This is a genomic window from Variovorax endophyticus (assembly GCF_025376855.1).
Lineage (GTDB): Bacteria > Pseudomonadota > Gammaproteobacteria > Burkholderiales > Burkholderiaceae_C > Variovorax.
This window is the reverse complement of sequence record NZ_JAHUTH010000021.1, coordinates 119,272-133,107: the sequence shown is the minus strand read 5'-3', so window position 1 is coordinate 133,107 and position 13,836 is coordinate 119,272. Positions and strand designations below refer to the sequence as shown.

10 protein-coding genes are annotated in these 13,836 nt (G+C 71.1%); all 10 read left to right on the top strand.

Annotated features, from left to right (window positions below):
- Positions 1-35: 35 nt before the first annotated feature.
- Positions 36-998: a GlxA family transcriptional regulator gene (locus KV106_RS25540; protein WP_261213322.1), complete on the top strand. Its 963-nt coding sequence runs from the start codon at positions 36-38 to the stop codon at positions 996-998.
- Positions 999-1,423: 425 nt separating this feature from the next.
- The gene (locus tag KV106_RS25535) at positions 1,424-3,790 is read left to right on the top strand and encodes a TonB-dependent receptor (protein ID WP_261213270.1); all 2,367 of its coding nucleotides are present in this window, start codon (positions 1,424-1,426) and stop codon (positions 3,788-3,790) included.
- A gap of 29 nt (positions 3,791-3,819) precedes the next feature.
- Complete coding sequence (locus tag KV106_RS25530) at positions 3,820-4,599, top strand: tetratricopeptide repeat protein (protein ID WP_409976558.1); 780 nt, start codon at positions 3,820-3,822, stop codon at positions 4,597-4,599.
- A 135-nt stretch (positions 4,600-4,734) separates the two neighbouring features.
- Positions 4,735-5,241 carry a sigma-70 family RNA polymerase sigma factor gene (locus KV106_RS25525; RefSeq protein WP_261213268.1) on the top strand — a complete coding sequence of 169 codons (507 nt, stop codon included), beginning with the start codon at positions 4,735-4,737 and terminating at the stop codon, positions 5,239-5,241.
- A complete protein-coding gene (locus KV106_RS25520) occupies positions 5,238-6,263 on the top strand; it encodes a FecR domain-containing protein (RefSeq protein ID WP_261213265.1) in 1,026 nt (341 codons plus the stop codon). The genes KV106_RS25525 and KV106_RS25520 overlap by 4 nt, the downstream gene beginning before the upstream one ends.
- 124 nt (positions 6,264-6,387) lie before the next feature.
- On the top strand, positions 6,388-8,868 hold the full coding sequence (locus KV106_RS25515; protein WP_261213263.1) for a TonB-dependent siderophore receptor: 2,481 nt from the start codon (positions 6,388-6,390) through the stop codon (positions 8,866-8,868).
- A gap of 3 nt (positions 8,869-8,871) precedes the next feature.
- On the top strand, positions 8,872-9,591 hold the full coding sequence (locus tag KV106_RS25510; protein WP_261213262.1) for a hypothetical protein: 720 nt from the start codon (positions 8,872-8,874) through the stop codon (positions 9,589-9,591).
- A gap of 6 nt (positions 9,592-9,597) precedes the next feature.
- Positions 9,598-12,195: a sulfite reductase flavoprotein subunit alpha gene (locus KV106_RS25505; RefSeq protein ID WP_261213318.1), complete on the top strand. Its 2,598-nt coding sequence runs from the start codon at positions 9,598-9,600 to the stop codon at positions 12,193-12,195.
- Positions 12,196-12,274: 79 nt separating this feature from the next.
- The gene (locus KV106_RS25500) at positions 12,275-12,931 is read left to right on the top strand and encodes an ABC transporter ATP-binding protein (RefSeq protein ID WP_261213259.1); all 657 of its coding nucleotides are present in this window, start codon (positions 12,275-12,277) and stop codon (positions 12,929-12,931) included.
- Positions 12,928-13,719, top strand: coding sequence for an ABC transporter permease (locus KV106_RS25495; protein WP_057589858.1), 792 nt, complete (start codon positions 12,928-12,930; stop codon positions 13,717-13,719). Before KV106_RS25500 ends, KV106_RS25495 begins: the two co-directional genes overlap by 4 nt.
- Positions 13,720-13,836 lie beyond the last annotated feature (117 nt).

The following is a 13,836-nucleotide window of genomic DNA, read 5'->3' as shown; positions in this document are numbered from 1 at the left end:
TCGTAAATGACAATATTGATATCATTTGCGCCATGATGAAGCTAGCGATCCTGGCGCTCGACGGCGTGTTCGATACCGGCCTGAGCGTGTTCCTCGACCTGTTCTCCGCGGCCAACGAGGTGGCGGCCGAGCAGGGCGCGGCGCGGCCGCCCTTCGAGCTGCGCGTGGTCGGCGTGCGCCAGCGCATCCGCACGGCGCATGGCCTGACCATGGTGGTGGACCCGGCCGACGCGCTGCGCCAGCCCGACTGGGTGCTGGTGCCCGCGCTCAACACCAAGCAGCCCGCGCGCCTGGTCGAGGCGCTGGGCCGGCGCGACGTGCGCGATGCCATGGCCATGCTGCGCAACTGGCATGCGCAGGGCAGCGGCGTGGGCGGCGCCTGCATCGCGAGCTTCCTGCTGGCCGAGACCGGCCTGCTCGACGGCCAGGAGGCCACCACCATGTGGCCGCTGGCGCCGCTGTTCCGCGAGCGCTATCCGCGGGTACGGCTCGACGAGTCGCGCATGGTGGTGGCCTCGGGCCGCGTGGTCACGGCCGGCGCGGCGATGGGGCATCTCGATCTCGCGCTGTGGCTGATGCGGCAGGCGAGCCCCGAGACGGCCGCGCTGGTGTCGCGCCTGATGCTGGTCGACAAGCGGCCCTCGCAGGCGCAATACATCATTCCCGACCACCTCGCGCATGCCGATCCGCTGATCGAGCGCTTCGAGCGCTGGGCCCGCGAGCGCCTCGCGCGGGGCTTCTCGCTGCACGACGCGGCGGACGCGCTCGCGGTCAGCCCGCGCACCCTGCAGCGGCGCATGGAGGCCGTGCTCGGCAAGTCGCCGCTGGCCTTCTTCCAGGACCTGCGCGTCGAGCATGCGCAGCACCTGGTGTCGATCGGGCAGGGCCTCGAGGAGATCGCGAGCGAGGTCGGCTATGCCGATGCAGCGACCGTACGCAGCCTGCTGCGGCGCAAGCTGGGGCGCGGGGTGCGGGAACTGCGCTCGGCGCTGGCATAGGTCGTGGGGCACGATCTCTTCGTGTCCGCCAATGGCGCGATTCGCAAGGCATCCGAATTGGCGCGTCGATTCAGTGGACGCGCAATTGCTCTGCTTCTTTCATGGCCCGGCGCATTGGCGAAATAGCGCTCGCTCATTCGACGCGCGCCGTGTTGCGAGCGCATTCCACGCTCAGGCTTCGCCGCAATTCGAGACGCCGGCGAAAGGCTTTTATTCGTAATGAGATAAATTCTCATTCGAATTGATTGCGTCGTCAGAGGGCAACAAGATTCGCAAACCAAAGGTAAAGTTGCCGTAAATCGATAGTGCGAGTCATTATCATTTGCGGGTACTTTGTTACGCCGATGTCACTTCCAGTGCACACCCGGCGTGACCGCCGGCGCCGCGCGCCGGCAGCGCTTTCACCTCGACAAATCACTCACAACATGACCTACATCAGAAGCCGCAAGCACTCGACTTCGCGCTATCTCAACGCGCACGCCGCCACCACGACCGCCGCCACCCTGGTCGCGCTCGGATCGGTCGGCGCGGCGCATGCGCAGGGCGCGCTGAAGGCGGTCCAGGTCGATGCGGCGCCCGACTACAAGGTGGAGCAGTCCTCGTCCTCGAAGCAGACGGCGCCGCTGCTCGACACGCCCAAGTCCGTCACCGTCATCCCGCAGGAAGTGATGACGCAGATCAACGCGACGACGCTGACCGAGGCGCTGCGCACCACGCCCGGCATCACCTTCGGCGCCGGAGAGGGCGGCAACCCGGTCGGCGACCGCCCGTTCCTGCGCGGCTACGACAGCCAGGCCAGCACCTTCGTCGACGGCCTGCGCGACATTGCGCCGAGCACGCGCGAAGTCTTCAACCTCGAGTCGGTGGAAGTGGTCAAGGGACCGGACTCGACCTCGGGCGGACGCGGCGGCGCCGGCGGCACGATCAACCTCTACACCAAGGCACCGAAGCAGGAGAACTTCTTCCTCGGCTCGGTCGGCCTGGGCAGCGACAAGTACCACCGCGAGACGATCGACTGGAACCGCAGCTTCGGCGAGAACGGCGCCTTCCGCCTGAACCTCATGGACTTCGGCGCCGATGTCGCGGGCCGCAACGGCCCGAGCAACAAGCGCTTCGGCATCGCGCCCTCGATCAGCTGGGGCCTGGGCACGCCCACGCGCGTGACGCTGTCGCTGTTCCACATGCGCACCGGCGACGTGCCCGACGGCGGCATTCCCTACTACCTGCCCTCGAGCTTCCCGCGCTTCGGCGTGGTCGAGCTCCAGCCGACCTACGGCTTCGACCGCAAGAACTGGTACGGCGTCGAGAGCCGCGACTTCCGCAAGGACAAGTCCGACTCGGTCACGCTGCAGGTCGAACACGACATCTCGCCCGAGATGAAGCTGCGCAACATCACGCGCTTCACCAAGAGCAGCATGGACTACATCTGGACCCAGCCCGACGACAGCCAGGGCAACGTGGCGCGCGGCCTGGTGTGGCGCCGCTTCAACGGCAGCATGCGCGACATCGACACCTTCGCGAATGCCACCGAGCTCAGCGGCAAGCTGCAGACCGGCAGCGTCAAGCACAGCTACGTCACGGGCCTGGAGCTGTCGCGCGAGCGCGCCGACAACGACAGCTACACCCAGGTCAACCGCGCCTACACGGCGCAGCAGAAGTGCCCGGGCGGCGCCGGCGTGGGCTCGAGCTTCGTCTGCACGAGCCTCTACTACCCCACGTCCAGCGACCCGTGGCTGGGCACCTTCGTGCCCAACGGCAACCCGACCAGCTACCGCACCGACACCGCGTCGCTCTACGGCTTCGACAGCATCGAGCTGTCGCCGCAGTGGATCGTCAACGCGGGCCTGCGCCTGGACAGCTACAAGACGCAGCAGACCAACCCCTATCCCAGCACCACCGCCACGGGCGGCATGGCGCTGCCGGTGCTCACGAGCGGCATCCGCACGAGGTTCGAGCGCAACGACACGCTGCTCAACTACCAGCTCGGCGTGGTCTACAAGCCCGCCACCAACGGCAGCATCTATGCGTCGATCGGAACCTCCTCCACGCCGGGCGGCAACAGCCTGGGCCAGGGCTCGGAGAGCCAGGCCCTCAGCGGCACCGTCGGCGGCGTGGCCAACACCGCGATCGACCTGAAGCCGGAGAAGAACCGCAGCATCGAGATCGGCACCAAGTGGGACCTGCTGGAGCGCAAGCTGTCGCTGACCGGCGCGATCTTCCAGATCGAGACCACCAACGCGCGCATCACCAACCCGACCGACGGCACCGTGTCGCTGGCCGGGGACAAGCAGGTGCGCGGCTTCGAGCTCGGCTTCTCGGGCAACATCACGCACCAGCTCTCGGTCTTCGGCGGCTACACGCTGCTCGACAGCAAGGGCAAGAACCTCGGCCAGAGCAGCACCACCGACGCCAACGGCCGCACGGTCTACGTGCCCAACGCCGGCACGGGCCAGCCCTTCCCGAACACGCCGAAGCACAGCGCGAGCATCTGGGCGACCTACAAGCCCACCTCCGACTGGACCTTCGGCCTGGGCGCCTTCTACCAGAGCGAGGTCTACGGCGGCTTCGCCTGGGCGGCCGGCACGGGCGGCGCCACGCTGATCAAGCGCAGCATTCCGGGCTACACCCGCATCGACGCGATGGCCGGCTACCGCGTGAACAAGAGCTTCAACCTGCAGCTCAACGTCCAGAACCTGACCGACCGCATCTACTACAACACGGCCTACTCGACGCACTACGCGAACATCGCGCCGGGCCGTTCGGTAACGCTGACGGGCAACTTCTCGTTCTGATCGCCGAAGCGCTCGACACGACGACGAGAGTGAACAGCGAAGGCGCATCCCCCGCGTTCGTGTTCCCCAACGCGAGCGCGCTCAACACCCTGACGCGCGCGCAATGGGACGCGCTGCTCGCCGGTCCGCCCGAGCGCGCCGCTACCTGGCTGTCGGCGGCCGCCCATGCGGGGCATGCCGAAGCGCAGGCGGTGCTCGGGCAATGGCTGCTCGATGGCCGCGGCGTGGCGCGCAACGAGACCTCGGCCTTCGCCTGGTTCCAGCGCGCGGCTGAACAGCGCCATCCGATGGCGGCCAACATGCTCGGGCGCTGCTTCGAGCATGGCTGGGGCACCGCGCCCGATCCGCAGCGCGCGGCGAGCGCCTACCGCGTGAGCGCCGAGCTCGGCCTCGACTGGGGCATGTACAACCTCGCCAACCTGCTGGCGACCGGGCGCGGCATCGCGCTGGACCACGCCGCGGCCTTCGACTGGTACCGGCGCGCGGCGGCGCGCGGCCATGCGCGTTCGATGAACATGCTCGGCCGCTACCACGAGGACGGCCTCGTCGTGCCGCCGGACCGTGACCGGGCCCGCGCGCTCTACCAGGCGTCGGCCGAGGCCGGCGACTTCCGCGGTCGTTTCAGTCACGCCAGCATGCTGGTGGAGCAGGGCGAGGTCGACGCGGCGGTGCGCTGGTTCGAACGCATCCCCGAGACCGCGCCGAAGCACTACCTGGCCGAGGTCGTCCAGCGGCTGCGGGCCTCGCCGCTGGCGGCGCTCAGGGAGGTCGCGGACCGCCTGGAGGCCCAGGCGTCGGCGCGCGCCTGAAGACCGCCCGGCGATCCGGTATCCGCGCGGCACGAACCGGAAGCTCACGGGAACGCGGCATCGCAGGCGACTGCTAAAATTGAGAACCATTCGTATTAAATCCTGAACGCAGTCTGCGCGCTGCGTGGAGATGCCATGCCGGCCGCCGAGTTCGTGCCTCCGCACGAAGTGCAAACGCTCTACAGCAACCACCACGGGTGGCTGCAGGGGTGGCTTCGCCGCAAGCTGGGCTGCCCGCACAACGCGGCCGACCTCGCGCAGGACACCTTCGTGCGCGTGCTCGGCAAGAAGGAGCCGGTGGCCGCCGCGGAGCCGCGCGCCTACCTCGCGACCATCGCCCACGGGCTGGTGGTCGACTTCCATCGCCGCCGCGCGCTCGAGCGCGCCTACCTCGAGACCCTGGCCGCGCTGCCCGAGCCGCAATCGCCCTCGCTCGAAGAGCGCGCGATCGTGCTGGAGGCGCTGAGCGCGATCGACGCGATGCTAGACGGCATGAAGCCCGCGATCCGGCAGGCCTTCATCCTCTCGCAACTCGAGGGCCTGACCTATGCGCAGATCGCGCAGCGGCTGCAGGTGACGGTGCGCACGGTCAACAACTACATGCTCAAGGCGCTCGAGCATTGCTACCTGCTCGCCCCATGAGCTCCTTCGAACTCGATCGACCGGGCGGCGACATCGGCCTGCCCGCCGGCCACGAGGCCCGCGTGCGCAAGGAGGCGATCGCCTGGTACGCGCAGCTGTGCTCGGGCGAGGCCACGCCGGCCGACCAGGAGGCCTGGCGCCACTGGCACCGCGCGCATGCGGAGCACCGTCGCGCCTGGGAAAAGCTCGAGGCGATGCAGGCCACGCTGCAGCGCGTGCCCGGCCACATCGCGGCTTCGACCCTGCACGCGGCCGCCGCAGCGCGCACCGACCGCCGACGCCTGCTGCGCGGCGTCGCGCTGATCGCCTCGGGCGGCGCGCTCGGCTACCTGTCGTGGCAGGTGGCCGACGGCGGCGGGGGCTGGCCCGCGCTGCTGGCCGACTACCGCACCGGCACCGGCGAGCAGCGCACCGTCGACCTCGCCGACGGCTCGCGGCTGCTGCTCAACACGCGCAGCGCGGTCGACGTGGTGTTCGACGGCACGCGCCGGCTGGTCCGGCTGCGCGAGGGCGAGCTGCTCGCGGAGACCGCGCGCCACCGCGTGCCCGGCAGCCACGATGCGCGCCCCTTCCTGGTCGAGACCGCGCAGGGGAGCATCCTCGCGCTCGGCACCCGCTTCACCGTGCGCAGCGAGGGCGGCATCACGCGCGTCACGGTGCTCGACGACGCGGTCGAGGTCCGGGCCGCGAATGCGCCCGAACGCGCGCTGCGGCTGCAGGCCGGCCAGCAGGTCGACATCGGCAGCGACGGCGTGGGCGTGCCGCATGCGGCCGACACGGCCTCGGCCGCCTGGGCCCAGGGCAGCCTGGTCGTCAACGACTGGACACTGCGGGAGGTGGTGGCCGAACTCGCGCGCTACCGGCGCGGCCGGCTGGCCTGCGATCCGGCGGTGGCGAACATCAAGGTGTCGGGGGCCTTCCCGATCCACGACACCGACAGGGCGCTGTCGGTGATCGCGCGCAGCTTCCCGGTGCGCGTGGCCAGCCTCACGCGCTACTGGGTCTCGCTGGTGCCGGCCTGATTCCCGCATTCCGGGTCCGCGCAAAAAAATCTTCCGCCGCCTTTCATCTTTTCCGATTTCGTTCGGCCTTCCTCCTGAGAACCATGGCGAGCGCCATGGATTGCAGTTCTGCCGAAGGAATCCCATGCACGCGCACCCGTCCTCACCCACCCCCGTCTCCAAGGCGCTGCTGTGCCTGCTGGCGCTGGCGGCCGCCATGCCCGTCGCGGCGCTGGCCGCCGAGCCGGCGCGGCTCGCCGCCAGCGCCAGCGCGCCCGGTGCCACGCGCGCCTACCGCATCGAGCCCGGCCCGCTGGCCGCGGTGCTGGGCCGCTTCGCGGCCGCGGCGGGCGTGGCGCTGTCCTTCGATCCCGCCCACACCCGGGATCTGAACTCGCGCGGCCTCGACGGCAGCTTCACGGTGCAGGCCGGCTTCGCCACGCTGCTCGCGGGCACGGGCCTCGAGGCGGTCGAGGGCGGTGCGGGCGAATTCATCCTGCGCCGCTCGGCGAGCGCGCAGGCCGAGCCCGCCGTGATCGAGGGCGCCGGCGCGCTGCCTGCCGTGCGCGTGGTGGCGCGCGCGGCACCCGTGCCCGGCGATGCCGACGACCGCTACCAGCCCACGCCCGATGCCTCGACCCTGCGCACCACCGCGCCGGTTCTCGAGATCCCGCAGGTGGTCAACGTGGTGCCCGCGCAGGCGATCCGCGACCAGCGCCCGCGCAACATCGACGATGCGCTCACCAACGTCAGCGGCATCAACCAGGGCAACACCCTGGCCAGCACGCAGGACACCATCATGAAGCGCGGCTTCGGCGGCAACCGCGACGGCTCGATCATGCACAACGGCATGCCGCTGGTGCAGGGTCGTGGCCTCAACGCGGCGGCCGAGAGCGTGGAGGTGCTCAAGGGCCCGTCCTCGCTGCTCTACGGCCTGATGGACCCCGGCGGCGTGATCAACGTGGTCAGCAAGAAGCCGCAGCTGCGCCAGCGCACCGCGCTGTCGCTGGGCGCCTCGGGCTATGCGGGCGGGCGCAACGGCACCGGCCAGACGCTCGACACCACCGGTCCCATCGGCGAGAACGGCCTGGCCTACCGGCTGATCGTCGACCGCGTGGACGAGGACTACTGGCGCAACTTCGGCACCCACCGCGAGACGCTGGTCGCGCCCTCGCTGGCCTGGTATGGCGAGGACACGCAGGCCGTGCTCTGGTACGAGTACCGCAAGTTCGTGACGCCCTTCGACCGCGGCACCGCGCTCGACCCGCGCACCAGGAGCCCGCTGGACCTGCCCAAGACGCGGCGCCTGGACGAGCCCTGGAACGAGATGCGCGGCGAGAGCCACCTGGCCCAGCTCTCGGTCGACCACCAGTTCGGCGGCGGCTGGGCCGGCCACCTGAACCTCAGCTACAACCGCGAGACCTACGACGCCAACCAGCTGCGCATCACCGGTGTGAACACCACGCGCGGCACGCTCACGCGCAGCAACGACGCCACGCACGGCGCCCTGAGCACCGACAGCTATGCCACCGCCTACGTCGACGGCCGCGTCGAGCTCGGCGGCATGCGCCACGACCTGCAGTTCGGCTGGGACGCCGAGTACCGCAAGATCTACCGCGCCGACCTGCTGCGCCAGGCCGTCGCGCGCAGCTTCAGCTACCTCAACCCGGTCTATGGCCTCGAGTTCCCGTCGGCCACGGTGTCGGCCAGCGACAGCGACCAGACCGACAAGCTGCACAACCAGTCCTTCTTCTTCCAGGACTCGATCCATCTCAATGAGCGCTGGATCGCGGTGGCCGCGCTGCGCTACCAGGCCTGGTCGCAGACCGCGGGCCGCGGCCGTCCGTTCAAGGCCAACACCGACACCGACGGCTCCAAGGTGCTGCCGCGCCTGGGACTGGTCTACAAGTGGAGCGACAACCTGTCGCTCTACGGCAGCTACACCGAGTCGCTCAAGCCGAGCTCGACCATCGCGCCGCTGTCCTCGGGCTACGTGCTCGACGCCTCGGTGGCGCCCGAGCAGGGCAGGTCGTGGGAGCTCGGCGCCAAGCTCGACCTCGCCGGCGGCCTCACCGGCACCGTGGCGCTGTTCGACATCCGCAAGAAGAACGTGCTGGTCTCGCAGTTCAACGACGTGACCAAGCTGACCGACTGGCGCACCTCGGGCGCGGCGCGCTCGCGCGGCCTCGAGGTCGACGTGGCCGGCGAGCTCGGTAAAAACTGGAGCGCGATCGCGAGCTACGCCTACATCGACGCCAAGACCACCGAAGACCCGCTGTACGCCGGCAACCGCCTGTGGAACGTGGCGCGCCAGACCGCGTCGCTGTCGGCCGTGTACGACTTCGGCCAGGTCTTCGGCGCCGAGGGCCGGCTGCGCGTGGGCGGCGGCGTGCACTACGTGGGCAAGCGGCCCGGCGACTCGGCCAACAGCTTCATGCTGCCGGGCTACACCACCGCCGATGCCTTCGCCACCTACGACACGCGCATCCACGGCCGCAAGGTCAAGTTCCAGCTCAACGTGAAGAACCTGCTCGACAAGACCTACTACCCCTCGGCCGCGAACACCTATTTCATCTCCATGGGCGACGCGCGCCAGGTGTCGCTGCTCACCACCTTCGAGTTCTAGGCCATGAGGGACGTCGCTTCCATCGATCGCCGTGGCGCGCTGCTGCGGCTCGCGCTGCCGCTTGCAGCGGGACTGGCCGGCGCGGCCGGCGCTCAGGCCGCGTCCGGCCGCAAGCTCGTGCTGCTGGTGCAGCGCGGCAGCCCCAACGCGGCGGTCGACGAGCAGGTCGCGCAGCACCTGGGCACGCGCGGCTTCGCGGTCGCCATGCTCGACCAGGCGGTGGAGCCCGGCGCGGCGGCGGGCGCCGAGCTGGTCGTGATCTCCTCGACCGTGGCCGCGAAGGACGTGCATCCCGGCTGGCGCCAGCTGCCGGTACCGCTGCTGACCTGGGAGAACGACCTGCTCGACGATCTCGCGATGACGGGCAAGCGGCACGACGTCGATTTCGGCGAAGCCGCGAAGGAACGCTACCTGTGGCTGGTCAACGCACCGCATCCGATGGGCGCGGGCCTGCCAGCCGGCGTGGCCAACGTCTACCAGCGACAGGCCGGCATGAGCTGGGGCCGGCCCGGACTCGGTGCCACCACCATCGCCACCCTCTACGGCCAGCCCGAGAAGGCGGCCATCTTCGGCTACGAGAAGGGCGCCACCATGGACTACGAGTCGCTCGCGCCGGCGCGCCGCGTGATGTTCTTCCTCGGCAACGACGGCTTCACCAACTTGGCAGCGGCCGGTCGCGCGCTCTTCGACGCGGCCGTGGACTGGGCCGCGGGAGCGCGCTGAATGACGATGCCGACATGGCGCCAGGCCTGGTTCCAGCTGCACTGGCTGCTGGGCATCACAGCGGGCAGCGTGCTGCTCGTGATCGGGCTCAGCGGCGCGGTGCTGTCGTTCCGCGAGGAGCTGATCGATGCGCTCAATCCGGGCGGCCGCCACGTGGCGGTGCAGACGCAGGAGGCGCTCGCGCCGCCGCAGCTGCTCGCGGCCGTGCGCGAGGCCTTCCCGGGCCGCCAGGTCGGCACGCTCGCGCTGTTCGCCGAACCCGGCGCCGCGGCGCGCGTGATCTTCGCGCCGCGCCCCGGCGAGCGCCGCGGCGACACCGTCTACCTCGATCCCTACGCGGGCCGGCCGCTGCCGCCGCTGGTGGGCGCGGAGTTCTTCGAATGGGTCGAGGCGCTGCACCGCTGGCTGCTGCTGCCGCGCGAGCCGGGCCGCGTCGCGGCCGGCGTGCTGGCGATCGGGCTGTTCGTGCTGGCGCTGTCGGGCCTGTACCTGCGCTGGCCGCGGCGGCCGCTCGACTGGCGCGCCTGGTTCACCTTCGATCCCGCGCTCGAGGGCCGGCCCTTTCTCTGGGGGCTGCATTCGGTGGCCGGCGCCTGCGCCCTGCTGCTGTACCTGGTGTTCACCACCACCGGCGTCTACTGGGCCTTCGACGCCGTGCGCGACCGCGTCGATGCCTTCGCGGGCCAGCCACGCGCGCCCGCGCAGGCACGCAATGCGCCGCGCGTGCGCAACATGCCGCGCGACGACGCCGGCGCGGTCGACGTGGCGCCCGCCTGGGCCACGTTCCAGCGCCAGGCCGCCGCCAGCGGCTGGAGCGAGGTCATCCTGCGTGTGCCCACGGGGGCCGCGCCCACGGTGCTGTTCACCTGGCTCGATGCGCATCCGGCGCACGAACGCGCGCGCAACCGCATGACGGTGCGCCTGCCGGGCGGCGAGGTCGCGCAGGACGAGCGCCATGCGGACAAGCCTGCGGGCGGCCGCTTCCTGGCCGCCATCTATCCGCTGCACATGGGCACCTATTTCGGGCTGCCTGGGCGCATCGCGATGATGCTCGCGGCGCTGATGCTGCCGGTGTTCACGGTCACGGGCTGGATGCTCTACCTCGATCGCCGACGCAAGAAGCGCGCGGTGGCCGCGGAACGCTCGGCGTTCGCGGCCGGGGCAGGGCGGCCGCCGGCGGACAGCGCGACAGCGCCCGAGAGCGTGCTCGTGGCCTTCGCGAGCCAGTCGGGCACGGCCGAGGGCATCGCGCTGCGCAGCGCCGCTGCGCTCGAGGCCGGCGGCCTGCGCGTGACCGTCGCTTCGCTCGCGCGGCTCGACCCCGAGCAGCTGCGCCATCACCAGCGCCTGCTGCTGGTGGCCAGCAGCTTCGGCGAGGGCGGCCCGCCCGATGCGGCGCGGCGCTTCGCCCAGCGGCTGGTGCGGGTCGGCGGCGATGCGCTCGCGCACCTGCGCTACGGCCTGCTGGCGCTCGGCGACCGGCACTACGCGTGCTTCTGCGGCTTCGGCCATGCGCTCGACCATGCGCTGGTGGCGGCGGGCGCGCAGTCGCTGTTTCCGATGATCGAGGTCGACAACGGCGACACGGCCGCGCTCGCGCGCTGGCGCCGCCAACTGGTGGCGCTGCGCGGCGCCGATGCGGGGCCGGCCGGGGCGCTGGCCGATGAACCGCTCGAGCCCGCGTTCGAACCCTGGACCTTGAACGCGCGCCGGCTGCTGAATCCCGGGAGCCTCGGTGCGCCGCTCTACGAGATCGAACTCGCCGCGCCGCCCGAAGCGGCTGCGGCGTGGCGGCCCGGCGCCTTGGCCGAACTACAGCCGCGGCTCGCGGCCGACACGGTGGCGACCCTGTTGCGCGCGACGCCGTGGACCGCGGATGCACCCGTCGTGTTCCAGGGCCGGCACTGCACGCTCGCCGAGGCCCTGGCCCGCAGCGCCGTGCCCGCGCCGCAGGCCCTGGTGCAAGGCCTCGACGCGCAGGCGCTGGCCGATGCGCTGGTGCCGCTGGCCACGCGCCGCTATTCGATCGCGAGCCTGCCTTCGGAGGGCCACGTGCGGCTGCTGGTGCGGCAGGCGCGCCATGAGCAGGGCCTGGGCATTGCCTCGGGCTGGCTCACGGCGCATGCGCCGTTGACGGCGCAGGTGCCGCTGCGCCTGCTCGCCAACCCCGGTTTCGCGCCCGTCGCTGACGACCGCCCCTGCATCTTCGTCGGCAACGGCTCCGGTTATGCCGGCCTGCGCGGCCACCTGCGCGAGCGCATCGAGCGCGGCCATCGGCGCAACTGGCTGGTGTTCGGCGAACGCCAGCTGGCGCGCGACGCCTTCTTCATGGACGAGCTGCGCCACTGGCAGGCCACGGGCCAGGTCGAGCGCGTCGACCTCGCGTTCTCGCGCGACCATGCGCCGCGCATCTACGTGCAGGACCGCCTGCGCGAGCACGCGGGCGACCTGCGCCGCTGGGTGGGCGAGGGCGCCGCGATCTTCGTCTGCGGCAGCCTGCATGGCATGGCGGCGGGCGTGGACGAGGCACTCGAGGCCGCATTGGGGCGTGCCACGCTCGACGACCTGATCGCCGAAGGGCGTTACCGGCGCGACGTGTACTGAGAAGGCGCGCGCGGAGGCGGCGCTTCAGCCGCCGTTCAGCTTGATCGGCAAGCTCGGGGCTTTGGCCATTCTTTCGCGCATGCCCGAGCTTTCCCGTCCTTCCGCATCCGACCCGGCCCCGGTCCACCTGTCCATCGAGGGCCTGCGTGCATTGCACGTCGGCCCCATCGCGCTGCAGGCCGCGCGCGGCGAATGCATCGCCATCCTCGGCCCTTCGGGCTCGGGCAAGAGCGTGTTCCTGCGGCTGGTGGCCGACCTCGATCCGGGCGAGGGCCGCGTGGTGCTCGACGGTACCGATCGCGCGGCGCTGTCGGGCCCCGAATGGCGCCGGCGCGTGATCTACCAGGCGGCGGAGCCGGCGTGGTGGGGCATTGGCGTGGCCGAGCACTTTCCGGCCGGGCTCGACAGCGGCGTGCTCGCGGGATGGATCGCGGAGCTGGGCCTGCCGCGCGACGTGCTGCAGGCCGACATCGCGCGGCTGTCGACCGGCGAGCGCCAGCGGCTGGCCCTGCTGCGCTCGCTCGCGCACCGCCCCGTGGTGCTGCTGCTCGACGAACCCACCGCCTCGCTCGACCCCGCCACCACGCTCGCGGTCGAAGCGCTGCTGGCGCGCGAGCAGGCCGCGGGGCTCACGCTGCTGTGGGTCACGCATTCGCACGAGCAGGCCGCGCGCGTCGCGGCACGCCATCTCGAACTGAACGCGGGCCGGCTGCAGCCGGTGGGGAGCGTCGCATGAGCCCCATCCACCTCGACGCCACCGACCTCGTGCTGGCCACGGTGCTCGTGCTGCTGAACGCGCTCGCCTCGCTGCTGCTGGGGCTGCAACTGCATCGGCAGGTGCTGTGGGCCGCCGCGCGCATGGTGGTGCAGTTGCTGCTGGTGGGGCTGGTGCTGCGCTTCGTGTTCGCGGCGGCCTCGCCGGGCGCCACCCTGGCCATCGTGCTGCTGATGATCCTGGCCGCGGCGCGCGAGGTGGCGGTGCGGCCCGCGCACCGGTTGCGCGGCGGCGGCAACTTCGGCATCGGCGCGGCGGCCGTGGGCGTGTCGAGCGTGGCGACGGTGGTGCTGGCGCTGATGACCGCGATCCGGCCGCAGCCCTGGTACGACCCGCGCTATGCGATCCCGCTGATGGGCATCGTGCTCGGCAGCGTGCTCAATTCGGCCAGCCTGGGCCTCGACAGCTTCTTCGAGGGCGTGACCGAGGGGCGTGCGCGCATCGAGGCCCGGCTGGCGCTGGGCGCGACCATTCACCAGGCGATGGCGGCGCTGATCCGCGCGTCCATCCGCAAGGGGATGATCCCGATCGTCAACCAGATGTCGGCGGCCGGCGTGATCACCTTGCCCGGCATCATGACCGGCCAGCTGCTCGCGGGCATGGACCCGGTCGAGGCCGCGAAGTACCAGATCCTGCTGCTGTTCCTGCTCACAGGTGCCGGTGGCATGGCCGCCGCCGGCGCGGTCTACCTGGCGGCGCGCTCGCTGACCGACGACCGGCAGCGACTGCGTGCCGACCGCCTGCGCTGAACCGGCAACCCCCTGGACGGACGATGCGCCCATCTTTACCTGCTGTTTTCAATCCGTTCGGCAGTTTTGCAACTGCGCTGCATCATGCTTTTGGAGAGCGCGCCGCACCGCGGCAGC